This is a genomic window from Rhodococcus sp. NPDC003383, assembly GCF_053589115.1.
This window is the reverse complement of record NZ_JBSFRG010000038.1, coordinates 1-24,505: the sequence shown is the minus strand read 5'-3', so window position 1 is coordinate 24,505 and position 24,505 is coordinate 1. Positions and strand designations below refer to the sequence as shown.

The 24,505-nt window shown below is 68.8% G+C and carries 21 protein-coding genes and 1 tRNA gene; 9 read left to right on the top strand and 13 right to left on the bottom strand.

Features of this window, described 5'->3' with window-relative positions; genetic code table 11:
• Positions 1-60 precede the first annotated feature (60 nt).
• Both ACWDTS_RS24910 and ACWDTS_RS24905 read left to right on the top strand, forming a co-directional pair.
• Complete coding sequence (locus ACWDTS_RS24910; protein WP_197256863.1) at positions 61-333, top strand: hypothetical protein; 273 nt, start codon at positions 61-63, stop codon at positions 331-333.
• A 189-nt stretch (positions 334-522) separates the two neighbouring features.
• Positions 523-1,197, top strand: a complete 675-nt coding sequence (locus ACWDTS_RS24905) for a Crp/Fnr family transcriptional regulator (RefSeq protein ID WP_197256865.1) — start codon at positions 523-525, stop codon at positions 1,195-1,197.
• Between the two features lie 81 nt (positions 1,198-1,278).
• On the opposite strand, the gene ACWDTS_RS24900 is transcribed toward ACWDTS_RS24905, so the two are convergent.
• Genes ACWDTS_RS24900 through ACWDTS_RS24890 form a run of 3 tightly spaced genes read right to left on the bottom strand, consistent with a single transcriptional unit; the run spans position 1,279 to position 2,761 of the window.
• Positions 1,279-2,067, bottom strand: coding sequence for an MBL fold metallo-hydrolase (locus ACWDTS_RS24900; protein ID WP_197256867.1), 789 nt, complete (start codon positions 2,065-2,067; stop codon positions 1,279-1,281).
• A gap of 59 nt (positions 2,068-2,126) precedes the next feature.
• Positions 2,127-2,591: a RidA family protein gene (locus ACWDTS_RS24895; protein WP_374068814.1), complete on the bottom strand. Its 465-nt coding sequence runs from the start codon at positions 2,589-2,591 to the stop codon at positions 2,127-2,129.
• Positions 2,592-2,596: 5 nt separating this feature from the next.
• Positions 2,597-2,761 carry a DUF4177 domain-containing protein gene (locus ACWDTS_RS24890; RefSeq protein ID WP_156665596.1) on the bottom strand — a complete coding sequence of 55 codons (165 nt, stop codon included), beginning with the start codon at positions 2,759-2,761 and terminating at the stop codon, positions 2,597-2,599.
• A gap of 76 nt (positions 2,762-2,837) precedes the next feature.
• On the opposite strand from ACWDTS_RS24890, the gene ACWDTS_RS24885 reads away from it, so the two are divergent.
• Together ACWDTS_RS24885 and ACWDTS_RS24880 are read left to right on the top strand one after the other, a co-directional pair.
• Positions 2,838-3,851 carry an ArsA family ATPase gene (locus tag ACWDTS_RS24885; RefSeq protein ID WP_197256869.1) on the top strand — a complete coding sequence of 338 codons (1,014 nt, stop codon included), beginning with the start codon at positions 2,838-2,840 and terminating at the stop codon, positions 3,849-3,851.
• A complete protein-coding gene (locus ACWDTS_RS24880; RefSeq protein ID WP_450119221.1) occupies positions 3,848-4,987 on the top strand; it encodes an ArsA family ATPase in 1,140 nt (379 codons plus the stop codon). The genes ACWDTS_RS24885 and ACWDTS_RS24880 overlap by 4 nt, the downstream gene beginning before the upstream one ends.
• A 51-nt stretch (positions 4,988-5,038) precedes the next feature.
• Here ACWDTS_RS24880 and ACWDTS_RS24875 read toward each other — a convergent pair whose 3' ends face one another.
• Positions 5,039-5,362, bottom strand: coding sequence for a WhiB family transcriptional regulator (locus ACWDTS_RS24875; RefSeq protein WP_068166357.1), 324 nt, complete (start codon positions 5,360-5,362; stop codon positions 5,039-5,041).
• Positions 5,363-5,666: 304 nt separating this feature from the next.
• On the opposite strand from ACWDTS_RS24875, the gene ACWDTS_RS24870 reads away from it, so the two are divergent.
• Positions 5,667-8,081: a penicillin-binding protein gene (locus tag ACWDTS_RS24870; protein ID WP_450119231.1), complete on the top strand. Its 2,415-nt coding sequence runs from the start codon at positions 5,667-5,669 to the stop codon at positions 8,079-8,081.
• 4 nt (positions 8,082-8,085) lie between these two features.
• Here ACWDTS_RS24870 and ACWDTS_RS24865 read toward each other — a convergent pair whose 3' ends face one another.
• A complete protein-coding gene (locus ACWDTS_RS24865; RefSeq protein ID WP_420749976.1) occupies positions 8,086-8,562 on the bottom strand; it encodes a GatB/YqeY domain-containing protein in 477 nt (158 codons plus the stop codon).
• 66 nt (positions 8,563-8,628) lie between these two features.
• Between ACWDTS_RS24865 and ACWDTS_RS24860 the strand changes: the two genes are divergently transcribed.
• The 3 genes from ACWDTS_RS24860 to ACWDTS_RS24850 all read left to right on the top strand — a co-directional run bounded on the left by ACWDTS_RS24860 (position 8,629) and on the right by ACWDTS_RS24850 (position 10,894).
• Positions 8,629-9,582, top strand: coding sequence for a metallophosphoesterase (locus ACWDTS_RS24860; RefSeq protein WP_450110451.1), 954 nt, complete (start codon positions 8,629-8,631; stop codon positions 9,580-9,582).
• A gap of 54 nt (positions 9,583-9,636) precedes the next feature.
• Positions 9,637-9,710 (top strand) — tRNA-Pro (locus ACWDTS_RS24855).
• Positions 9,711-9,898: 188 nt separating this feature from the next.
• Positions 9,899-10,894, top strand: a complete 996-nt coding sequence (locus tag ACWDTS_RS24850; protein ID WP_197256876.1) for a hypothetical protein — start codon at positions 9,899-9,901, stop codon at positions 10,892-10,894.
• Between the two features lie 55 nt (positions 10,895-10,949).
• On the opposite strand, the gene ACWDTS_RS24845 is transcribed toward ACWDTS_RS24850, so the two are convergent.
• From ACWDTS_RS24845 to ACWDTS_RS24825, 5 genes are all read right to left on the bottom strand, one after another.
• Positions 10,950-11,774 (bottom strand): DUF5602 domain-containing protein, encoded by an 825-nt coding sequence (locus tag ACWDTS_RS24845; RefSeq protein ID WP_197256878.1) that lies wholly within the window; start codon positions 11,772-11,774, stop codon positions 10,950-10,952.
• A 52-nt stretch (positions 11,775-11,826) separates the two neighbouring features.
• Complete coding sequence (locus ACWDTS_RS24840; RefSeq protein WP_450119220.1) at positions 11,827-13,212, bottom strand: FAD-binding oxidoreductase; 1,386 nt, start codon at positions 13,210-13,212, stop codon at positions 11,827-11,829.
• Between the two features lie 111 nt (positions 13,213-13,323).
• Positions 13,324-16,743 carry a BTAD domain-containing putative transcriptional regulator gene (locus ACWDTS_RS24835; protein WP_450119219.1) on the bottom strand — a complete coding sequence of 1,140 codons (3,420 nt, stop codon included), beginning with the start codon at positions 16,741-16,743 and terminating at the stop codon, positions 13,324-13,326.
• Positions 16,744-16,816: 73 nt separating this feature from the next.
• The gene (locus ACWDTS_RS24830; protein ID WP_450119218.1) at positions 16,817-18,286 is read right to left on the bottom strand and encodes an MFS transporter; all 1,470 of its coding nucleotides are present in this window, start codon (positions 18,284-18,286) and stop codon (positions 16,817-16,819) included.
• 214 nt (positions 18,287-18,500) lie between these two features.
• On the bottom strand, positions 18,501-19,412 hold the full coding sequence (locus ACWDTS_RS24825) for a hypothetical protein (RefSeq protein ID WP_450119217.1): 912 nt from the start codon (positions 19,410-19,412) through the stop codon (positions 18,501-18,503).
• Positions 19,413-19,553: 141 nt separating this feature from the next.
• Between ACWDTS_RS24825 and ACWDTS_RS24820 the strand changes: the two genes are divergently transcribed.
• A complete protein-coding gene (locus ACWDTS_RS24820) occupies positions 19,554-20,825 on the top strand; it encodes an amidohydrolase family protein (RefSeq protein WP_197256885.1) in 1,272 nt (423 codons plus the stop codon).
• Between the two features lie 66 nt (positions 20,826-20,891).
• Here the strand turns inward: ACWDTS_RS24820 and ACWDTS_RS24815 are convergent, their stop codons facing one another.
• From ACWDTS_RS24815 to ACWDTS_RS24805, 3 genes are all read right to left on the bottom strand, one after another.
• Entirely contained in the window at positions 20,892-21,650 is a 759-nt protein-coding gene (locus ACWDTS_RS24815; protein WP_450119216.1) for a maleylpyruvate isomerase family mycothiol-dependent enzyme, read from the bottom strand.
• Positions 21,651-21,682: 32 nt separating this feature from the next.
• The gene (locus tag ACWDTS_RS24810; protein WP_450119215.1) at positions 21,683-23,431 is read right to left on the bottom strand and encodes a cholesterol oxidase substrate-binding domain-containing protein; all 1,749 of its coding nucleotides are present in this window, start codon (positions 23,429-23,431) and stop codon (positions 21,683-21,685) included.
• 92 nt (positions 23,432-23,523) lie between these two features.
• Positions 23,524-24,333: a metal-dependent hydrolase gene (locus ACWDTS_RS24805; RefSeq protein WP_197256897.1), complete on the bottom strand. Its 810-nt coding sequence runs from the start codon at positions 24,331-24,333 to the stop codon at positions 23,524-23,526.
• Between the last annotated feature and the right edge of the window lie 172 nt (positions 24,334-24,505).

The following is a 24,505-nucleotide window of genomic DNA, read 5'->3' as shown; positions in this document are numbered from 1 at the left end:
GACGGACACCACTCCGCGACCGTGTCGCTTCTGAGACCTTTCCCGTGTTTACTTCCCGATATGCAAGCTCTTGCCGTCGTGCTCTTCCCGGTGCTCCTGATGCTGTTCGCACTGGCCATGGAGCGGGTCGAGTCGCGCTTGAGTCGTCTGTCGGTCCGGGAGCAGGAGGTCGAGGACTTCCTCAACCGGGCCGGACACGAGGACGTCGCGACCCTGGCCAGGGAGGGTTTCCCCCACGCTCTCGCCCGCCTGCACCGGCGCCGCCGGAACAGCGCCGCGGAACACGTGGTGGAGGATTCCCCGCTCGACGCGGACGCCCGACGAGCAAGCTGAGGACGTGACCGACCGGTAGTATCGGACACCGCAGAAGAGACACACGACGAGTTGTTCGTGGTGTCGGTCACTCGCGCGTAATGCAGGCACAGTAGACTTTGCAACGTACGCCTTGCAGGTGACCTGCCCGGGATGCCAGTAGACGTGCAAACCGGCACACGACGATGAGATTTCCCAAAAGGAGTGCACGTGGACGACGTCCTGGCCAGAGCAGGCATCTTCCAAGGAGTCGAGCCCTCCGCGGTGGCGGCGCTGATCAAGGAGCTTCAGCCTGTCGATTTCCCCCGCGGACACGTCATCTTCAACGAAGGTGAACCCGGCGACCGCCTGTACATCATCGTCTCCGGCAAGGTGAAGATCGGCCGCCGCTCGCCGGACGGACGCGAGAACCTGCTCACGATCATGGGCCCGTCGGACATGTTCGGTGAGCTGTCGATCTTCGACCCGGGTCCGCGGACCTCCACCGCCACCACCGTCACCGAGGTTCGTGCCGTGAGCATGGACCGCGAGGCGCTGAAGGCGTGGATCGATCAGCGTCCCGAGATCGCCGAGCAGCTGCTGCGCGTGCTCGCCCGCCGCCTGCGCCGCACCAACAACAACCTCGCCGACCTGATCTTCACGGACGTTCCGGGTCGTGTCGCCAAGGCCCTGCTGCAGCTCGCGCAGCGTTTCGGCACCCAGGAGGCCGGCGCCCTGCGCGTCACCCACGACCTCACCCAGGAAGAGATCGCGCAGCTCGTCGGCGCGTCCCGCGAGACCGTGAACAAGGCGCTCGCCGACTTCGCGCACCGCGGCTGGCTGCGTCTCGAGGGCAAGTCCGTGCTGATCTCGGACTCCGAGCGTCTCGCACGCCGGGCTCGCTAGAACCTGCCGCGAAAGGCCGGGTCGTTGTCGACGGCCCGGCCTTCGTCGTTCCCGGGATCCGGATTTCCCGGACCCGCCTGCTCAGGCGAAGCTGCGCAGGTATTCGAGCTGCACGTTGACGGATTTCTCGGCGGCGGCCCACAACGACCGGTCGACATCGGCGTAGACGTGTTCGACGACGCTGCGCGGCGTCGCGTCGTCGCCGAGCACGCGCAGCGCCGCCCGGACCTGCTCGAGCCGCTCCTCGCGGTGCGCGAGATAGGCGCGGGCGATCGGCTCGAGATCCGGATGGTCGGGGCCGTGGCCGGGCAGCATCGTGTAGCCGGACCCGAGGTCGATCAGGCGCCGCAGCGAACCGAGGTAGTCGCCGAGGTCACCGTCGGTGTCGTCGAGGACCGTGGTGCCACGACCGAGGATGGTGTCGGCGGTCAGAACGCTGCGGTCGTCCTCGAGCACGAACGACAGCGAGTCCGCGGTGTGACCGGGCGTCGCGAGCACACGGATCCGCAGCCCGGCGGCCTCGACGACCTCACCGTCCTCGAGTCCGCGGCCACCACCGTGCCGGTGCTCGGGGTCGACGGCGCAGACGGGATTCCCGGTCAGCTCCGCGAACCGGGCCGCGCCCTCGGTGTGGTCGATGTGCCGGTGACTGATCAGGGTCAGGGCGACCGGAACCTGCGCGATGCGCTCGAGGTGGGCTTCGTCGAGGGGACCCGGGTCCACCACGACGCATTCGTCGCTGCCCGGCGCCCGCAGAATCCACGTGTTGGTGCCCTCGAGGGACATCACCGACGGATTCTCTGCCAGGACCACGGCCGCATTCGGGGTGACCTGGCGCAACTGCGCGTAGGCGGGGTGAACCAGCGCCATGCTCGGCCTCTTTCGTGACGACGGTGCGATTCACCCCACTCTACGGTCAGCGTTCGGGGTCAGCGCACCTCGGCGATCACTTCGACCTCGACGGGTGCGGCCAGCGGCAGTTCCGCCACACCGACCGCCGAACGGGCGTGCACGCCGGCATCCCCGAAGACCTCGCCGAGGAATTCCGACGCGCCGTTGATGACGCCGGGCTGCCCGGTGAAACCCTCGGCGGACGCGACAAATCCGACGACCTTCACGATGCGGACCACGTTGTCGAGTCCGACGAGCGCGTCGATCGCGGCCAGCGCGTTCAGCGCGGCGATGCGGGCCGCGGCCTTCGCGTCCTCGGCGGTGACGGCATCACCGACCTTGCCGGTAAGTTCGAGTTTGCCGTCCACGAACGGAAGCTGGCCCGAGGTGTAGACGTGGTCGCCGGTGCGCACCGCGGGCACGTAGGCAGCGACGGGCGCGGCGACCGGGGGCAGTTCGATGCCGAGTTCGGCGAGCCGGGACGTCCAGTTCTGTTCGGTCACCTGCGTCAGCCCTTCGGTCGCTTCAGGTAGGCGACGTGCTGCTCACCGGTCGGGCCCTGCAGCACCGTCACCAGTTCCCAGCCGTCGGCACCCCAGGTGTCGAGGATCTGCTTCGTCGCGTGGGTGAGCAGCGGTACGGTCGCGTACTCCCAGGTGGTCAATTCGCTCATGTGATTCTCCTCTGTCGAGCTGCGCTCTGACCCTATCCGGCGCATTCGGGGGCCGGTCACTTATAGGCTCACCCTCGTGGCAACACCGACAGCACAGCCCGGCCTCTGGCCGGCGAAGGCCGCGAATGCGCGGCTGCACTTCGTGTCCGGCAAGGGTGGCACCGGGAAGTCGACGGTCGCGGCCGCCCTGGCGCTCGCTCTCGCGGCCGAGGGCCGCAAGGTACTGCTGGTGGAGGTGGAGGGCAGGCAGGGCATCGCCCAGCTGTTCGACGTGCCACCGCTGCCGCCGGTGGAGACGAAGGTCGCGACCGCCGACGGCGGCGGCGTCGTGATGGCCCTGGCCGTCGACATCGAAGCGGCCTTCCTCGAATACCTCGACATGTTCTACAACCTGGGTTTCGCGGGACGGGCGATGCGCCGGATCGGTGCCGTCGAATTCGCGACGACCCTGGCGCCGGGCCTGCGGGATGTCATCCTCACCGGCAAGATCAAGGAGTGCGTGGTGCGCTCCGACGCGCGCGGGGGCCGGGTGTACGACGCGGTGGTGGTGGATTCTCCGCCGACCGGTCGCATCGGCAGCTTCCTCGACGTGACGAAGGCGATGGCCGATCTGGCGAAGTCCGGCCCGATCCGCTCGCAGAGCGAAGGTGTCGTGCGGCTGCTGCACTCGGACGACACGGTCGTGCACCTGGTGACGTTGCTCGAGGCGCTGCCGGTGCAGGAAACCTCCGACGCCGTCGAGGAACTGCAGGCCGCGGACCTGCGGCTCGGCACCGTGATCGTCAACCGCACGGTGCCCGAGTACCTGCCCGGTGAACTCGTCGACGACGTGGCGAAGGGACGCATCGACAGCGAATCGGTGCGAGCCGCGTTCGATCGGGTCGGGCTGAAGGTCTCCGAGCCCGACTTCGCGGGACTGCTCACCGAGACCATCGAGCATGCTTCGACCCTGAAGGCGCAGCAGGACAGCGCCGCCCAACTCGACGACGTGAAGGTGGCACGGATGACGCTCCCGGCGCTGGCCGACGGTGTCGATCTCGGCGGGCTCTACGAGCTCGCCGAGATCCTCGGCGAACAGGGTGTCCGGTGAGCGCCCCGCACGCGCGCGCCGGCGCGGTCCTGGACGTCGGGCGGATTCTCGCCGATCCGAGTTCCCGGGTCATCGTGTGCTGCGGTTCCGGCGGTGTCGGCAAGACGACGACCGCGGCGGCACTCGCGTTGCGGGCGGCCGAGCGCGGTCGCAAGGTCGTGGTGCTGACGATCGACCCGGCCCGGCGGCTCGCGCAGGCGCTCGGGGTGGAGGCTCTGGACAACAGTCCGCAGCCGGTGAAGCTGGGCGCGGAGGCGGAGGGTGAGCTGCACGCGATGATGCTGAACATGCGTCGCACCTTCGACGACATGGTGATCGAGCATTCCACGCCCGAGAAGGCCCAGCAGATTCTGGACAACCCGTTCTATCAGACGGTGGCGTCGTCCTTCTCCGGCACGCAGGAGTACATGGCGATGGAGAAACTGGGCCAGCTCGCGGCGAGCGACGCGTGGGACCTCATCGTGGTGGACACCCCGCCGTCGCGGAACGCGCTGGACTTCCTGGACGCTCCCCAGCGGCTGGGGTCGTTCCTCGACGGCCGCATGATCCGCATGTTCACCGCGCCCGGCCGTGGGCTCGGCCGCCTGGTGACCGGCGCCATGGGGCTCGCACTGAAGGCGGTGTCGACGATCGTGGGCAGCCAGATGCTGTCCGACGCGTCGGCGTTCGTGCAGTCCCTCGATTCGATGTTCGGGGGATTCCGCGAACGCGCGAACCGCACGTACCAGCTGCTCCAGCAGCCCGGGACGCACTTCGTCGTCGTGGCCGCGCCCGAACCGGACGCGCTGCGCGAGGCGTCGTTCTTCGTCGAACGGCTCAGCACGGACGGGATGCCCCTGGCCGGGCTCGTTCTCAACCGGACGCATCCGACGCTGTCGTCGCTGTCTGCCGATCATGCGTCGACTGCGGCCGATGCTCTCGCCGAGGGGGAACGTGACGACAGTCAGCCCGCTGAGGCGGTGCTGCGCATCCACGCCCATCGGGCGGTGACCGCGAAACGGGAACTGCACCTGCTGGGCAGGTTCACCGCTGCGCATCCCCGGGTACCGCTGGTCGGGGTGCCGTCGCTGCCGTTCGAGGTGTCCGATCTCGAGGCACTGAGGGCCGTCGGAGACCAGCTGACCCGCGAGGTCTGACCCGCGGGTCCACTGGTCGTCGAGTGGTCGACGGTGCCGGGAGGTCGCTCCCTATACGGCGTTCTGGTGCTGACGCTGCGCTTCGAAGAAGTCGGCCCAGGACTCGACCTCGGGGTGCTGCTTGAGCAGTGCGCGCCGCTGTCGTTCGGTCATGCCTCCCCACACACCGAACTCGACACGATTGTCGAGGGCATCCGCACCGCACTGCAGCATCACCGGGCAGTGCCGGCAGATGACCGCAGCCTTGCGCTGGGCTGCGCCTCGAACGAACAACTGGTCGGGATCCACTTCTCGGCACCGCGCCTGGGTCACCCAGGCGATTCGTGCCTCTGCTTGGTCTACGTCGAGCCGGGCCATCGGAGTCGCCATGTGCATTCAGTTGCCCCTTCACTCTCCGAACACCGTGTTGCGGAGTTCCGGAAGTTCGCGCAAACCCGCCGTGCCGCTCAGTACGCTCAGTAGCTGCGTAGCATCAGTAGGAAGCGCCACATTCCTATTGAGGTGTTACCTGCATCACACTGATGTCTCAATCTAGGTAAAGACTCCCCAGCGCGCAAGGCGAACAAACACTTTTCTGGTACGCCCGTCCATACCTGCACGTCGGAGGCTTTTCGCCGCTACCGAAGCATCGAATCGGCGGGTCGCCACGTAGGGTGTAGCCGTGTCGATCCGAAATACGGTGGCGAAGCTCGCCGGTTGCACGGCCCTCGGCGGCGTCCTTCTCGCGGGAATGCTGTTCCCGGCCGCAGGTGGTTTCGGCTACGTCTCGAACCGGGCCGCGGACACCGTGGACAACAGCTCCGCCGAACTCGTCGAAGGTGTCGTACCCGCGGTGACCACCATGGTCGATGCCGCCGGTAACCCCATCGCCTGGCTGTACGACCAGCGCCGCTTCGAGGTGCCTAGCGACCGCATCTCCAACGAGATGAAGCTCGCGATCGTCTCGATCGAGGACAAGCGCTTCCCCGAACACCAGGGTGTGGACTGGCAGGGCACGATCCGCGCGTTCCTCACGAACACCACCAGCGGCCAGGTCGAGCAGGGTGCGTCCACCATCGACCAGCAGTACGTGAAGAACTATCTGCTGCACGTCGTCGCCAAGACCGACGCCGAGCGGCGCGCGGCCATCGAGACGACCCCGGCCCGCAAGATCCGCGAGATCCGGATGGCGCTCACCCTCGACGAGGAACTGACGAAGGACGAGATCCTCACCCGGTACCTGAACCTGGTGCCCTTCGGCAACGGATCGTTCGGCATCCAGGACGCGGCCCAGACCTACTTCGGGATCGACGCGAAGGACCTGAACATCCCCCAGTCCGCGATGCTCGCGGGCATGGTGCAGTCCAGCTCCGCACTGAACCCGTACACGAACGCGGACGGCGTGCTCGAACGCCGCAACGTCGTGCTCGACACGATGATCCAGAACATCCCGGAACGGGCCGACGAGATCCGCGCCGCGAAGAACGAGCCGCTCGGCGTCCTGCCCGAGCCCAACACGCTGCCGCGCGGCTGCATCGCCGCCGGTGACCGCGGATTCTTCTGCGACTACGCGCTGCGCTATCTCGAGAACTCCGGGCTCTCCCGCGAGCAGATCGACAAGGGTGGCTACCTGATCCGCACGACCCTCGACCCCGAGGTGCAGGAGTCGGTCAAGGCGTCGCTCGACAAGTTCACCAGTCCCACGGTCGACGACATCGCCACGGTGATGAACGTCGTCCAGCCCGGGCAGGATTCGCATCGCGTTCTCGCGATGGGGTCGAGCCGCGTCTACGGCCTCAACGGAGACGCGAACGAGACCGTGCAGCCGCAGCCCTACTCCCTCGCCGGTCACGGCGCCGGATCGATCTTCAAGATCTTCACGGTCGCCGCCGCGATGGAGAAGGGCCTCGGCACCAGCGCCGTGCTCGACGTGCCGGCCCGCTACAACGCGCGCGGTCTCGGTGACGGTGGCGCCAAGGGCTGCCCCGCCCTGACGTACTGCGTCGAGAACGCCGGTCCCTACCCGCCGCAGCTGTCGGTGACCGACGCGCTCGCGCAGTCGCCGAACACCGCCTTCGTCAAGCTGATCGAGGCGACGGGTGTCGATCCGGTCGTCGACATGTCGGTGCGGCTGGGACTGCGGTCGTACGCGCAGCCGAACACCTCCGGTTTCGGCGAGCAGAGCATGGCCGACATGCAGAAGGATCAGCACCTCGGCTCCTACACGCTCGGCCCGACCTGGATCAACCCGCTCGAGCTGTCGAACGTGGCCGCGACGCTGGCTTCGCACGGCAAGTGGTGCCCGCCGTCACCGATCGACGCGGTGTTCGACCGCGACGGCAAGCCGGTGCCGATCACGCAACAGGCGTGCGAGCAGGTCGTCGAACCCGGTCTCGCCGACACCCTGGCCAACGCCCTGAGCAAGGACACCGCCGGCGGCGGCACCGCGTCCGGCGCGGCCGGCTCGGTCGGCTGGAGCCTGCCGGTGTCCGCGAAGACCGGAACCACCGAGTCGCACATGTCGTCGGCGTTCCTCGGATTCACCAACCACTTCGCGGGCGCGGTGTACACCTACGGTGACTCCCCCACCCCCGGTGAAATCTGCTCCGGACCCGTGCGGCCGTGTTACAACGGCAACCTGTACGGCGGTACCGAACCGGCACGGACCTGGTTCAACGCGATGCTGCCCGTCGCCGGGAAGTTCGGGCCGATCGAAATGCCCCCGGTCGATCAGAAGTACGTGCGCGGTGCGGGCAACGCCCAGGTCCCCGACGTGACGGGTCTGAGCCGCCAGCAGGCGGTCTCACGACTGCAGGACGCCGGATTCTCGGTCACCGAACTGAACGTCAAGGGCGAGGCACGCGCCGGCACCGTCATCAACAGCGCGCCCTCCGGGTCCGCCGTGCCCGGCTCCACGATCACGCTCTACATCAGCGACGGGACCGTCCGGGCCGCGCCGACCACGACGGCCACACCCGCCCGGCCCAGCGGAAGCCAGGTTCCGGACACGACCGCGCCGAGCTCGCCCGCACCGATTCCGGGCCGCTCGCCCGAGCCGTCGCAGTCCGAGTCGGAGTCGCCGACCTCGGGCGACAGCGAGGCCGGCGACAACTGATCGTCTAGAGCCGCGATCGGACCGCCGCGGAAAGCCGCTTGCCGTCGGCTTTCCCGGCGGCGATCGCGGTCGCGACCTTCATGACCTGCCCCATGTTCTTCGGGCCCGGACGCTCGCCGAGTTCGTCGGCGACGCGGCCGATCGCGGTGTCGACGACGTCGACGAGTTCGGCGTCGGTGAGCGGGGTCGGCAGGTACTCGTCGATGATCCGCGCCTCCGCGTGCTCCTTCGCCGCGAGCTCACCCCGGCCGTTCTCGGTGTAGACCTCGGCGGCCTCGCCGCGCTTCTTGGATTCGCGCGCGAGAACCTTCACAACCTCCTCGTCGGTGAGCTCGCGGGCTTCCTTCCCGGCGACCTCCTCCGTCTGGATGGCGGCGAGCAGCATCCGCAGGGTCGCCGTGCGGAGCGGATCCTTGTCCTTCATCGCCGCGGTGAGGTCGGATCGGATGGTGGACTTGAGGGACTGTGAGGTCTCGGACATGCTCCGAACGCTACGCGGCGAGGATGAAGACCGTGCACAGTCGAGGCCCGGCGGTACGCTGGATGCGTGTCTGACCACTCCGCACTCTTCCGCGCAGCTGCCGGTGCCGCCGGCGCGGCCGCCCTCGGACTCGGCTACGCCACCCTGATCGAACGCAACGCGTTCGCGTTGCGGGAGGTGACGATGCCCGTCCTCGAGCCCGGCACGTCGACGCTGCGCGTGCTTCACCTCAGCGATCTGCACATGATGCCGAACCAGAGGCTCAAGCAGAACTGGCTGCGCGAACTCGACCGGCTGGAACCGGATCTCGTGGTCAACACCGGCGACAATCTGTCGCATCCGAAGGCCGTGCCGGCCGTCGTGCAGGCGATGGGCGGTCTGCTCGCCCGTCCGGGCCTGTTCGTGTTCGGCAGCAACGACTACTTCGCACCCGTGCTGAAGAACCCGTTGAAGTACTTCGACAAGAACCACCAGCGCGTATACGGCGCGCCCCTGCCGTGGGGCGACCTGCGCGCGGCGTTCAGCGAACGCGGCTGGCACGACATGACGCACGTGCGGCGCGAGTTCGAGGTCGCGGGCGTGCGCATCGCCGCGGCCGGCGTCGACGATCCGCACCTCGAGCGGGACCGGTACGACACGATCGCCGGTCAGCCCAATCCCCTCGCCGACCTGAAGCTGGGCCTGACGCATTCGCCCGAGCCGCGGGTGCTCGACCGTTTCGCCGACGACGGCTACGACCTCGTGCTGGCGGGCCACACCCACGGCGGGCAGCTGTGCCTGCCGTTCTTCGGTGCTCTCGTGACCAACTGCCAGATCGATCGGTCGCGGGTGAAGGGACCGTCGCGTTGGGGAGCCCACATGCGGCTGCACGTGTCGGCCGGCATCGGCACGTCGCCGTTCGCCCCGGCCCGGTTCTGCTGCCGCCCGGAGGCGACGCTGCTGACCCTCGTCCCGGCCCCGCGCAACGAGGCTCTCGCCGCCGCCGACCGCGCCGCGGAAAGCGCGATTTCTCCCCGCTGACCAGGCGATTTAATCTTCCGAGGAATGGTGCTGTAATCTATCTGAGGTTCATCACGGGGTGTGGCGCAGCTTGGTAGCGCGCTTCGTTCGGGACGAAGAGGTCGTGGGTTCGAATCCCGCCACCCCGACTCGTGAAGCACCATCGAAGGCCCTTCCGCAGCGCGGAAGGGCCTTCGGCGTTTCGTCCTCCGGCCACACCCGCCGAGCGGGCGGACACACGCGCGCTGCCCGCACCGCGCGTGTGTCTATGCGGTGTGCGGAGACCGACATCACGTTGCCAAGGAATTCTCACAATCGGGCTGTACCGTGGCCGAACGTGCTTTCACGTGTTGTCTCCATCCTCATCGCGGCCGGCTTGGTCCTTCTCGCAACAGGCTCCACATTCGCCTATCTCGATGCACCGTCGACGACGGTGACCGTGGCCGAGTCCCCGCAGCCGGCGGCCGACTCCGATGACGGCGTCGACGCGGCCCGCTCCCGTCTGCAGCGTGCCGGACTGCCCCTGTCGATGCTCGACGGCGGCGTCGGGCAGCTCACCGACGGCAGCCGTCAGCTCGACGACGGTGCGCGTCAGCTCTCGGACGGTCTCCGGCAGGCACGAGAGGGCGGCGAACAGCTCGCGACCGGGCTGGATCAGCTCGACGGCGGCGTGGCCGAACTCGGCGACGGCGCGACGCAGATCAGCGGCGGAGTCGACGAGGTGGTCGGCCGGCTCACCGGGTTCGGTGCGATGCAGGGAACGGTGACCGAGCAGCTCACCACCGTCGCCGACACCCTCGGTGCCTCCCCCGACCCGGTGTCGCAGAGCGCCGCCGGACAGTTGCGCACCCTCGTCGACACGCTGAACACCCAGGGCCTCGGCCAGGACACCCTCGACCAGCTCGGCCTGCTCCGCGACGGCGCCCGGCAACTCGCCTACGAGCTCACCGATCCGAACGCCCGGTTCGTGGCGGGGATGTCGCAGGCCGCCGGAGGAGCCGCACAGCTCCGCGACGGCCTCGTGCTGCTCGACGACGGCGGACGGGCGCTGTCGGACGGCACGGGACAACTCGTCGACGGTGTGGAGCCGGTGGCCGGTGTGGTCGCGGGGATCGCGGACAACGTCAGATCGGCAACGGACGCGCTGCCGCGCGTCTCCGGTGCCCAGGTGGAGCCGTCGGCCACGACCACGACGACGACCGGTCCGCAGTGGTGGCCGTATGCGTTGATCGCTCTCGGTGCCGTTGCGCTCGTCGCGGCGGCACTGTGGACCCGGATCCCGGGTGTGGGAAGCCGGTCGCGTGGCGGCGGCGTGGCGGTGTCGGACAGCTGACGCGACACGGCGCCACCCGGGCGACCCCTCCTCGCCCGGGTGGCACCGGTCGGGGCTACGAGGCTTCGCGCAGCGTCAGACCCGACAGTGCGATGACGTACTCCCCCGCCTCCTCGTCGAAGTCGACGGTGTAGACGGTCGGGAAGTACCCGGTCCGCTGGTAGGCGGCGGGCTGACTGACCTCTTCGCGGATCTGTGGTTTGGTGGCGAGCCACTCGCGGGTCATCATCGGTTCGATGAACGTGAACTCGCCGTCCCACGTTCCGAAGAGCAGCACCTCGGTGAAGTCGAACGATCCGGGTATCGCGCCGTCGGCGGCATTCGTCCAGTGCATGCCCATGAACGGCACGGTGTTCTCCGCCGCGGGCCCCGGCGGCGGACCGTACCCGGCCGGAACATACTGCGGTTCGGGAAGAGTGGCGGCCCGGGTCGCGAAGTCGGGGGCGGCAGGATCGACGTCGCTCTCGGTGTCCGTCGTGTAGAAGTGCATGTCGAAATGTGGCTTGCCGAAGAGGACCTCGGGCTCGTGGCCGTTCGGGTTCCAGTCGAGCATGACGTGGTCGAAACCGGTCTCGGGTGCGCCGGACGGCAGGTCCAGCATCAGCATCGTCATCGCGGCGTCCGGTCCCTCCGGCAGCCCGGTGAGTGCGGACTCGGAGATCCGGATGCCGATCTCCTGGGGCGTTCCCGCGTCGTCGACCGTGATGTACGTCCTGGACCTGCCCTCCCCGAGGGATTGTTCCGCACCGTAGAGGGTGGCTTCGTGGCCGTGCGCCTGCGAGCCGTGCGCGACGGGGGTGGACGAGTCACCGCAACCCGCGACCGCGAGTACGGCGAGAGCGGCGAGTCCGAGCCCGGTAGCGGTCCGAACCGTATGCATGGGTGTGCCTTTCGAAGTGATGGTGTTCGTGGAGTCGAGCCGGTGCCGCCGGTCAGCGGTCACGGCGCACGACCTGCCCGACGCGCAGCACACCGTTGCTGTCGTGTTCGTCGGCGAGTGCGCTGAGCCAGTGGGCGGTGTCGTCGTCGTAGGCGCGGGCGATGGTGGCCGGGTCGGCGCTGGCCGCGAAATTGGGAAGATGCCGGCCAGTGGTCCACGGCGCCAGCGCCCGGTCGATGGTGCGGGCGTGCCCGACCACGTTCTCCGCGGTGGGCGGCGCCAGCACACCGGCGACCATCACCGCGAACTGCGCGTCGCGGTGGCAGAAGGCGCTGCGGTGCCGCGGTTCCCGGGCCAGCGCGCCGCCGAGCTGCCGGACTTCGACGACGGTCTGCGGCGAGTGCGATCCCGGTCCCGCGACCGACAGCAGGGCGTCGATCGCCTCGTGCGTCAATTCGTTTGTCAGTGCGCTGTATTCGTTGGTCGGCATCGGGTCGACAGGGTCGGCATGCACCGCGGCGATCGCGGCGAACGGCAAGGTTCCGATGCCGTCGAGAATCGGGGTCGCGACCGCACGCAGGCGGCCGAGGAGGGCTTCGGCCTCCGCCGGGTCCGCGAGGCTGGCGAAGCGGACCGCGAAGGTCAGGCGACCCGCGAGCGGCGCGGGCACCTGCGGCAGCGGGGGCAGTTGCAGGAACGCGATCGACGTCGTGCTGTGCTCGGGCAGTTCAGCGCACCAGTCCAGCCACGCGTGGACGACCGCAGCAGCGTCGGATCCGTCGAAATAGAGTGCGCCGCCGTAGAAGTGGGTGACGGGCAGCAGTTCGATCTCGACGGCGGTGACGATCCCGAGGGTCGCCTTGCCGCCGCGGAGCCCCCAGAACAGTTCCGCGTGTTCCTCGGGTGTCACGTGCAGCACCTCGCCGTTGCCGGTCACGATGTCGAAGGCGCGCACGTAGTCGGACGACAATCCGTAGGTGCGCACCAGCGGCCCGATGCCGCCGCCGGTGAGGAAGCCGGCGACGCCGACGGTCGTGGAGGATCCCGCCAGCGGCGCGAGTCCGTGCGGTGTCGCGGCGTCGATGACGTCCTGCCACACGACCCCTGCCCCGAGCCGTGCGGTGCGGGCGTCCGGATCGATCGCGCATTCGGTCAGCCGGCCGGTATGAACCAGCAGGACATCGTCGCCCAGCGGGACCGCGCCGTGGCCGGTGCGCTGAACGGCGACCTTCAATCCGTGGTCCGCCGCGTATCGCACGGCCGCGGCGACATCGTCGGCGCTCTCCACCGCGACCACCGCGTGCGGCCGGACCGGCACCGCGACGTTCCACGGAGTCGCCAGCTCGTAGCCGGGCTCACCGGGCAACGCCACCGCGCCGGACACCGCCGCCCGGAGCGATTCGATCGATGCGGCCACCGCAGGTGTCGTGTTCGTCATCGGGACTTCCTTCCATCCGTGTTGCGGGTGTGAAGGAAGGATGGAGGAGCTGCCTTGGCCGGTTCTTGGCTCGAGCGGCCCTGTCCGTCCAAGCAACGGCCAAGGGCAGCGTCAGTCCAGAATCGAGCGCGCGTAGTCGGCCAGTCCGAACATCCCGAGACGGGAGGCCTCGTCGGCGATCTGCTCGATCGCCCGGTCCCGTTCCGGCGAGGCCGCACGCAGCTGGGTACGCAGCAACCGGCAGCGCAGCAGCGTCGGAGGGCTCGATGTCCGTGTGGCGAGCTCCTCGGCCCGGTCCAGCAGCTCGTGGGCCGTTTCGACACGTCCGAGCAGCGCGTGCAGGCGCGCGGACGCCTCCGCGACGGAACCGATCACGCCGACCTGGCCCACGGTGGCGATGCGGTCGTGGAACGGCGTGAGCAGTTCGATGAAGGTCTCCGCGTGCTCGACGAGTTCGAGATCGGCGATCACGCGCGCGAGCAACGTGCGGTGCCCGAGTGTGGTCCATGTGAACGGCCCCTGGCCGGCGGACCACCGTGCGATCTCGGTCGCCACGGTCCCCCTGTCTCCTCGTGCCGCGGCGATCGCGATTCGCCACGAATCCGGCTCCACGAAGCCGGGATCCGAATCGGCGAGCATTCCGCGTTCCCATTCCAGGGTGTTCGCGGCGAGGTCGGGGCTGCCCGCAACGTACAGTTCGGTCTGCAGATGGAACTGCCTCGCGGTCTCGTACTGCCGCCTGGTCTCGTCGAAGTCTCCGCGCCACGACGCCAATGTCGCTTCCATCCAACGCAACTGGACTCGGACGACCGGGAGCCGCAGCAGGTCGCACCCGACGATCCCCTGGCGGACATGCGCGGCGGCGGCATCGACATCCCCCAGGTTCATGCGGGCCATGCTGGCTGCGGCATGGGCGATGACCGCGTCGAAGCGGGATTGTCGGTGCCGCAGGGTGAACAGCTCGTCGATCAGCCGTACGGATTCGTCGCTGTGCGTCGCCACGCCGGAGTAGAGCAGGATCCGTCCCAGCAGCGCGTCGGCGATCACATCGGGATCGCCTGTCTCGCGGGCGATCGCGAGTGATCTGCTGCTGAGTTCGTCGGGAACGGCCGAATCCGGGTGGTAGCAGCTGCCGACGGCCAGTGCCGCGAGCACCCGGCAGTGGGCCGTCGGGTCGTCGGAGACGAAAGGTTCCAGACCCGAGAGTCTTTCGAGAAGCGGTCCGGGATCCTTGCCGTAGGACACCCACGGCCACGCGCCCGCGGAGCGCAGCAGTGCCGCGGCCAGTCGGCCCGCGGCCGAGGTTCGGCCCTCGCGGACCGCCGCGAGCAGACCGGCGTCGACGACGTCGAGCACCGTCTGGCCACGGCCCGCCCGCGCGAGCGCCTCGACCCGGGCCACGAGCAGATCGTCACGGGCACCGGCCGATTGTTCGGAGGCCGGCAGCAGGTCGAATGCCTTCACCGCCGCCTCCCACCACTGCGCCGCGGTCTCCGAGTTCCATCGTTCGGTCGCTTCCCGCGCCGCGTCGGTGCACGCGTCGAGCACGGTCCGCGGATCGGCGACGGGCAACGCGGCCATCAGATGCTGCGCTCGCCTGCTCGAGCGATCGCTGTCGGACGAGTCCGCCAGCGCCTCGGCGACCTGGGCGTGGATGCGCTGGCGGCGCAGTTCCGGTATCTCGGCGAGCACTTCGTCGCGGAGCAGACCGTGAGCGAACACGTATCCGCGAACACCGGGGTCGGCGACGATGATCCGCTCGTCGGCTGCGTCGTCGAGATAGTCGGCGAGGGTGTCGAGATCCAGCCGGGTCGCGGCGGCCAGGATGTCGGTCTCGATGTTGTCACCGATCACTGCGGCGACCCGAAGCACCTGCAGCACAGCCGGTTCCACGGCCGCCAAGCGACGGCCGAGGACCGAACGGACGGCCAGCGGGATCTCCCCGCCGAGTCGCTCGTCCCGCGGAAGTCGCGCGTACTCGGAGACGAACAGCGGATTGCCGCCGGTGCGTTCGGCGAGCATCCGCGCCTCGGTCGCATCGAGTTCCTCGCCGGTCACGTGACGGGCAAGTGCCGCCACTTCCGACTCGGCGAGCGCCGGTACCACGATGTGCCGGTTGCCGTCGCGACGCAGGACTGTGTCGACGAATTCGCGTACGCCGGAACGCATCTCCGAATCACGCAGCGTGAGGACGAACCAGACCCGCTGCCGGTGCAGCGCGCCGACCAGGTATCTCAGGCAGCGGAGGGACGTCGGGTCGGCCCACTGGATGTCGTCGACGACGACGGTCAGCGCGGCCTTCTCCGCGGCCACCGTCTCGATCGCGTTCAGAACGCGTTCGTAGACGGCGAAACGCGCTTCGTCCGGTTCCACCCCGGTCGGCGGGATGAGAGCGGCGTCGGCGTCGACACCGAGTTCCCTCAGCATCCGCCGGATCGGCCACCACGCGGGCGCACCTTCGTCCTCGAGGCACCGCGCCCACACCGCGGTGCCGCCCGCCGCGACCGTGCGGGCGTCGCATTCCTCCGCCAGCCGAGTCTTTCCGATTCCCGCGGGGCCGGTCAGCACCACCCAGCGGGGTGCACCGGCCAGGACCTCGTCGAACATCCCGTCGATCACGCCGGTCTCCGTCTCGCGTCCGACGAACACGCGCCCGGATTCTGCCTCTGCGACCGGGACCGTGACGGACGGCGGGGCGGGTGCCGGAACCGTCTCGGCACCCGTCCATTCCGGTGTCCTCGGCCAGGCCGCGAGTTCGGGTTCGTGCCTCAGAATCGCGCCCTGCAGTGCGGTCAGCTCGGCGCCCGGCCGCAGACCCAGCTCGGCATCCAGGCGAGCGACGTGAACACCGAACTGCTCCAACGCTTCCGGTGAGCGGCCCGCCCGGTGCAGAGCCAGCATCCGCAGCCAGCACGTCCGGTCCCGGAACGGGTACTCGTCGTACAACCGGGTCGCCTCGGCAAGGGCCGGGGCCGGCCGTCCCATCGCGAGCAGCGCCGTGACCAGGGTTTCCCGGCACTCGGTGCGGACCTCCTCGAAGCCGGCGGCGGCCACCTCCACCCACTCCTCGTCGCGGAGATCCTCGAGGAGCGGTCCCCGGACGGACGCGAGAGCACGACCGGCCGTGTCCAGCGCGGATTCCCATTCGCCGTTGTCGGCGTGCCGGCGCGCCGCCTCCGCGTCGTCGAGGAACACGGACAGGTCCACGTCCTCGCGGGGGATGTCGAGGACGTATCCGGGTGGCTGGCGCACGATCGGTGATGCGGCACCCGATTCGCTGCGCAGCGCCCGGCGCAGGTTGGAGATGTACGCCTGGATGCTCGAGACGGCGCTCGCGGGCGCGTCACCGGACCACAGCGCGTCGATGAGCCGATCGGTGGAGACGACCTTTCCGCGGCTCAGGAGCAGGACCGCAAGCACCGCACGTTGCTTGCGCGGCCCGAGATCGACGAGATCCGTCCCGGAACCCGGGTCGTGTGGACTGCCCGGCTTCCGCGCGACCTCGAGGGGTCCGAGCAGTCGGTAGATCATGCGGGCTCCTCGTACCGGCAGGGGTGGAACGGTAGAAGTGTAGGGACCTGATCCTGCCGGCGCGCGGGGACGGTCAGGCGTCGACGCTCGCGATCTCGCGGCTGTTCTCGACCGGTGTGCGGGCCGGACGCAGCATCACCACGCACACCAGCGCGCCGAGCGCGGCGATCACGCCTGCGACCAGCAGCGCGTGGTGCAGGCCGGTGACGAAGTCGTGCGGCGATCCACCGGGCAGCAGCGACTGCGCGGGCAGCAGTGCGCCGAGACCCGCGACCCCGACCGCGATGCCGGTCTGACGGAACGCGTCGTTGATCCCTGCCGCCAAACCGGAATGGTCCGATGTGCTTTCACCGAGAACCAGGCCGCTCATCACGGGATTGAACACCCCTGCCCCGGCGCAGGCGAGGATCAGGCCGGGCAACATCGCGTACCTGGACCCGGCGACGTCGACGGTGGTCATCAGGACCAGACCGACGGCAACGAGGAGCAGCGAGACGCTCAGCGAGATGTACACGGGGATCCGCCGGTCCAGTTTCGCGGTGGCACCGGCCACGACGAACATCGCCACGGTCGCGGGAATGTAGACGAGCCCGGCCTCGACGGGCGACAGATGCAGCACGTTCTGCAGGTAGATCGTGGTGTAGACGAAGACCGCGAACAGCGACGCGGAGATCGCGAACGCTGCGATCTGAGCGCCGGCGAACGCGCGGTTCGCGAGCAGGTGCGGCGGCAGCATCGGTTCGCGGGTGCGGAGTTCGTGCAGCACGAACCAGACCAGCGCGACGGCGGCGACCGCAGCGGCGGTGAGGGTCGTCGGGTCGAGCCAGCCGTGTTCGTTGCCGTGCAGCAGTCCGAAGACCAGGGCCGCCAGGCCCGTGGAGACGAGGAGTTGTCCGGGCAGGTCGGCACCGCGGGGATGCGGGTCGCGCGATTCCGGCACCCACCGGACCGTGAGCGCGAGCGTGACGAGGCCGATCGGAATGTTGACGAGGAAGATCGCACGCCAGTTCAGCAATTCGGTCAGCAGACCACCGACGAGTGGGCCGACCGCGAACGCCCCGCCGATGGTGGCACCGTAGGCGGCCAGCGCCGCCGCGCGCTGTGGGCCCTCCTCGAACACGTCCGCCAGCAGCGCGAGCGAGCACGCGAACAGGATGGCGCCCCCGATACCCTGTGCGGCGCGGGCGATGTCGAGTATCCAGATGTCGGGAGCGAGAGCGCACAGCAGCGACGCCGCGGTGAACCACACGACGCCGACGAGGAACACGTGGCGCCGGCCCCGGCGGTCCGCCCAGGATCCCGCGCTCAGGACCACCGTGGCCAATGCCAGCGTGTACGCGTCGATCACCCATTGGAGCGCGCTCACACCGGTCTCCAGGTCGACGGCGATGGACGGCAGTGCCGTGTTGACGACCGCGATGTCGAGCATGAGCATCGCGGTCGTCACGCACACCACCGCGAGGGTGGCTCGTCGGGTCGCGGGGCTTTTCGGGGTGGCCGGAACAGTCGTCGGCCCGTTCTGGTTCGTCGAGGTTGAAGTCACCTCGCAGACGTTGCTCCCCCGCGCTTGGACCGGACCGGGTCGAACGCTTGGATGCGTGAAATTCGGTGTGCCCCTGCCGAGTGTGCACAAATTGTTGCGACACGCCGGGTGGAAGAAGCCCTGTAATGTGCTTTCGGATTTGATCGCGGGTGTTGCGTTGGCCTCCTGAATCCGCCCCGCGTGAAGCCACCATTTGTGCACACTCGAACGGCGCCTACGGGCGCTGCAGTGTCACCGTGATCAGCGCAAGCACCCGGTCGTCGTCACCGGCGTCGACGAGACGGATGTCGATCACGCTGTGGTCGGGGGCGTCGCGCAGCACGGTGCCGTACGAGCGCGCCGGGCCGGACCGCACCTGGGACAGGTAGCGGACGAGCATGTCGGTGGCGACGAGTCCGGGTCGCATCGCGTGGGCGGCGGCCTCGGCGAGCAGGGCCTGTGCGCCGCCCTGGATGGTGCCGATCTGGTTGATGACGAACACGCTCCGGTCGAGTTCGAGGATGCCGGCCGCCGCGTCGACGACGCGCAGATCGAGGCGTTCGTAGATGTCGCCGTCGATTTCGCGGTCCGGGTGAGCGCGCACCTTGCCAACCCACTGTTCGGGTGTGTAGAGGTCCGCGTGGGCTGCCGCGTGCCGGGGCAGCCGCGCGAAGGTGACGAGCCCGCGCGCCACGAGGGTCGGTCCGCCGGGTTCGTCCGCCGCGCCGGCGTCGATCTCGCGTGCGAAACCGGCGATGTCCTGGCGACCGTGACCGTCGTAGACGTCCGCCGAGACGACGACCGTCTTCTTGCCGGTACGGACGAGGTTGGCGTCGACGAACAGCGGGCCGTCCTTCGGCGTGCTCACGGCGTGCAGGGACAGGTCCTGCGTTGCGGTCCAGTCGCCGGCCCCGGCGACGAGCGCGGGGTCGGAGGTCACGATGTCGACGGCGGTGACCAGGAAGCCCAGAGCCGCCCCGCCGGCCGGGGAGCGCACCTTGTCGGTGAGGTTCGCGCGGATCACCGAGCGGCGCTCGTCGAGCAGGAGGGTGTTCAGTCCGAAGTCCGCGGTGAACGTGCGCGCCCCCGACAGGATGAGCTCGGACAGATCCTCCGAGAAGTCGACGGAAATGGCGTTCTCTTTCATATCGGCATCATGACAGAGGTTCTGCCTGCCGTGTTGGCGTCCCTTCGCGGCGGATCGAAATCTGGATTCTCAGTTCTGAAAGTAATATTCTCACAGGAGCGAGTGCCGCCGGACAGCTCTGTTCCGCACGAGAGGATTCCGATGAACATTGACGACATGGTGATGATCAGCATCGACGACCACGTGGTCGAACCGCCCGATCTCTTCGAGAAATACTTCCCCAAGAGCCTCAAGGACCAGGCACCGAAGCTGACCGCCAACCCGCGAAATCCCGACGTGCAGGCGTGGATGTTCCAGGGCGTCGTGGTCGGGAGCTCGGGACTCAACGCGGTCGCGTCGTGGCCCAAGGAGGAATGGGGCATGGACCCCACCGGCTACGCCGAGATGCGGCCGGGCATCTACGACATGAGTCTGCGCGTGCGCGACATGGACGCCAACGGCACCCTCGCTGCGACCCTGTTCGCCACGTTCCCCGGATTCGCGGGCACGCACCTGGCGAGTCTGCCGGACAAGAAGCTGTCGCTCGCGGCGTGCAAGGCGTTCAACGACTGGGTGGTCGGCGAGGTCCCGAGCACCTACCCCGGCCGCTTCATCCCGCTCGGAATCATTCCGTTCTTCGACGTCGACGAATCGGTCAAGGAGATCGAGCGCCTCGACGCGATGGGTGTCCGTTCGATCAGCATTCCCGAGACCCCGTACGGCGTCGGCGAAGGCTATCCGCCGTTCAAGTCGGGCTACTGGGATCCGATCTTCAAGGCGTGCGCCGACCGCAACATCGTGCTGAGTCTGCACATCGGTGGCGGCATCAACCTCGTCAAGCGCGCCGAGGGCTTCGACCTCGACGACATGATGATCCTGACGCCGCTCATCTCGACGATCGCCGCGACCGACGTCATGCTCAGCGGTGCGCTCAAGAAGTTCCCCGACCTGAAGTTCGCGATGAGCGAGGGCGGTGTCGGCTGGGTTCCGCCGTGGCTCGACCGGCTCGAGCGGCACGTCACCAACCAGGAATGGACCGGGCGGACCTTCCTGCCCAAGGGCGTGACCCCGACCGACGCGTGGCGCAAGAACTTCCTGGCCTGCTACATCACCGAGCCGAGTGCGCTGAGCAACCGCGACCGTCTCGGCATCGACACGATCGCCTGGGAATGCGACTACCCGCACTCGGATTCGACGTGGCCGCGCTCGCCCGAGATGCTGATGGAGGAGCTGAAGGCGTCGAACTGCACCGACGAGGAGATCAACAAGATCACGCACGAGAACGTCGCGCGCTTCTTCGGCTGGGATCCGTTCAAGCACATCCCGCGTGAGGAGGCCACCGTCGGCGCGCTGCGCGCCAAGGCGACCGACGTCGACGTCAGCGAGACCTCCAAGCACGAGTACCGCCGTCGCTACGAGCTCGCGAACTCGTAGGCTGCCGCTGGTGTGCCTTTGTGGCGGCCAGGGGCGCCACAAAGGCACACCGGCAGCGAAGCTGCACTACACGGTCACGGCGCTTCGCCAGCGCTCGAGGATCGCACGGTCCCCGAACACCTCGAGCCCGGCGGGATCCACCCGGTTCCACAGCAGAAGCAACAGATCCGACGCGGAACCACGCACCGCGACATCACCTTTCGCGTGCGTATGTTCGACGGTCACGGCGTCGGCACCCAGCACGATCAACCACTCGCCGAGTCCCTCGCCGAGATCCGGGTCGGTCGCGTGCAGGTGGACCGTCTCCCCACCACGACGCAGTTCGCCGGTGCCGCGGTGCGGGATGATCACCTCGAACAACTCGTCGACACCGTCGACGGCCAGGGCCGCATCGATCGGCGTGGGCGCACCGACCGCCGACTCGCCGTCGACACGGTGCAGTGCGGTTTCGACCGCCATGCGCCGGACCCAGAACGCGGAATGCCGCGGCCCGTCCCAGGTCTCGACCGTCTGCTCGGGGTCGGCGGCATCCTGCGCCGCGAGCAGCTCGTCGAGGCCGCGCCGCACCCAGTCCACGAGACTCTCGGAGCCCGGCGGCTGTTCGATCTCGGTGACATTCCCCGTCGCTCCGCTCGCCCCGACTTCACCACCAGCGGTCGTCAGCCACGCCGCCGCGCGACGGTGCACCCGGCCGACGTGCCCCACCAGCCGTTCGACGGTCCAGCCCGGGCAGGTCGGAACCGGCCGATCGAAGTGTCCGTCGGCGACGTGGAGCAGCCGGTCGGTGTCGGCGCGCAGCAACGCCGCGTATTCGGGACGAGTCATTGCCCGATCATGCCTCAGAGAACGAATTCGACTCAGGGAAACAGCCGGTCGAGGAATTCGTTGCCGAAGACGCGGTGCGGATCGTGCCGGTCGAACACCTCGAGGGCGCCGTCCCATCCGGCCTTCGACGACAGTCCGGTGCGGTACATGGCCGGGATGGTCTCACCGAGGAACTCCGCATGGCGGTAGCCGCCCTCGTCGTCGAACGCCCAGCCCTTGGACCATTCGGAACGGAAGGTCGCGTAGTCACCGGAATAGTGGTCCGCCATCCACTGCTCCATCTCCCGGAAGAACGCCGGCATCCCGGCCGTGCCAGGAAGCGAGACCACGTTCATCCAGATCGCGGTGTCCCAGTCCGGCCGGTCGGGCCGCGGCCGCACCGGCGACAGGTTCGGGGCGCCCGCCGAGTCGACGAGAACCTCGGACTGGTCGTCGACGGTGCACAGCCGCACCTCGAACGGGCCGTTGACCGGGTACTGGCCGAGCGAGGCGAAGTGGGTCATGCGTTCGTGCAGCCACGTGGTGAACTCGTTGATGACGCGCGCGATGTTCTCGCGACGGGTCACCACGACACCACCACCGGCGACGACCCGCAGCGTGGTGTGCCGCAGGTAGAACAACAGGTCCTTCGACCAGCCCCACAGGTCGTTGGTGCCGGTCGCGACGAGTCCTGCCGCGACAGCCCCGAACTGGCCTGCCCCGAACGCCGGGGTGGCGGACTGGAGACCGCTCGCGACCTGACCGAGCGGGGTGGTCACGGCCTCCGGGATCGTATCGGTGAAGAAGTAGTTGTAGGGACCGGACACCTCGCGGGACCCGGCCGGCTTCTCCGGGCTGACGGACCAGATCTTCAGCCACGGCGTTTCGGTGAACGGGAACCAGATCGCCTCGACGCGTCCGCTCTCCTCGACGAACCGCTCGAACGTGCGGCCGGGCGAACCGGCCGGGGCGAACAGTTCCTGCCACGGCACGTCGGTGAAGCTCTGGCAACGCAACCGGTAGTTCGCGCCGGCCTGCAGGGTCACCGACGTGACGAAGCTGCGGCCGACGTGGGCGAGCAACGCGGTGATGTCGGCGTCGGACCGCTGGAAGGTGCGCACCTCGTAGGCGCCGGATGCGGAGTTCCACACGACGGCGTCGAGCGCGACCACGAGGTTCGACAGGGAGCCGAACGACTGCCCCGGGATCGCCTTCTCCCCCGCCGCCGGGTAGGTCGCACCGTGGGCACCGATGGACAGGGCGCCGGCGATGGTGATGTCACCGATGGCAGGCGAATTCGCCCATCCCAGTCCCTCGTGCTCGAGGGCGGTCAGGATCGACTCGATGCTCGCCCCGGCACCGGCGGTGACGGTCGCGGGGGTGCCGGAGGGGTCGACGGTCACGGAGTTCAGGTGCGCCATCGTGTCGATGAGCACGATCTTCTCGACGCTGCCTCCCGGTACCACGGTCAGGGGGCTCCAGCTGTGCATGGTGCCCCGCGGGCGGACGCGGTAGCCGTGGGCGTGCGCCCAGTTCGCGATGCGCACGACGTCCTGGGGATCGCGGGCCGTCGCGGTCCACACGGCGTCGAAGCGGATGGTCTTGGCCCAGTTCTCGAAGCGCTGCTGGGCGAGCGGGATGTCGGCCGGGAAGTCGGGCGGTGCGGGGATGGTCGCCCGCGGGTCGCCGAGGGGCACGGCACCGGCGGGGCTCCAGCCGAGGCCGGTCAGCGCTGCTGCTCCTGCGGCGGCGCCGAGGAATCCACGTCGGCTGAGGCTGATGGCCGGTGCGCTGTCGCTCACGTCGTCGAGCTCCGATCTGAGGTGGGAGTAGAAAGATCAGAGCCAAAATAGAACAAGTTCAGTTCCGATACCAGCGGCCCCGAAAATGTCCCTCAGAACGCGAGCCCGGAAGCTTCCAGCGCCCCCTGGATGTATTCGGGCGCACCGTCGATCGACCAGATCGCGAATCCCACCGCCGCCAGTGTCAGGCCGGGCCCGAGAATCCCCACCTCGAACGGACCACCGGCGCGGATCGCGACGACCCGCGGCATCTTGAACTCCCACCAGCGCTCACCGCGCCACGGCAGGAACGGTGCCAGGAACGGGATGCCCTCCTTCGTGATGGCGTCGCCGAGGCAGTGCGTCGCACAGCCCAGCGTCACCGCCACCCCGAGACCGACGGAACCGACCTCCCCGGGAAACCACGTCCACGTCAGCACCGACAGGATGGCAGCGGTCGCAGTGACCGCGAGCCAGCCGTTCCGCTTCGCCCATCCCCCGAACAGTCCCCGCAGCGCCAGTCCGAGGGTGACGAACAGGACCGCGACGATCGCCTCGCGCCCGAACCGCGCGACGAGCGCGGACACCCCGACCCCGAGCAGTCCGGCGAACAGCGCGGTGTGGGTCAGGGTGCGGTGCCCGCCGCGGCGCTTGCGGTCCCGGCGACCCTTGGTGAGGTTGTAGTAGCCGACCGAGACCCGGTCGATGCCACCGGCGACGGCCTGGCTCACCGGGCCGAACGACCGGGCGACCGTCGACTGTGCGGTGTCGAGGTCGGGCAGCAGCGCCGCGCCGGCGCACACCCCCGCGAACGCGAACGTCTCGGCGGTGGACGTCGGCCCACCCCAGTCCTGCGGCAGCACGTCGGCGACGAGCAACCCGACGAGCGCGCCGGAAACCGCGTGGGTGGGACCCATCACCATGACAGAGAACACCTTTCGAGAGCGCAGGCAGAAGAACCCGGCCCGACGCCGTGGCATCGGTCCGGGTTCCAACCTAGTGCCGCATCAGGCTACGTTCGCCCTGTCGACGATCTCGCGTAGCCGTTGATCTCTGGCGTGCTGGTTCCGCCAAATGATGTAGCGACGAATCATC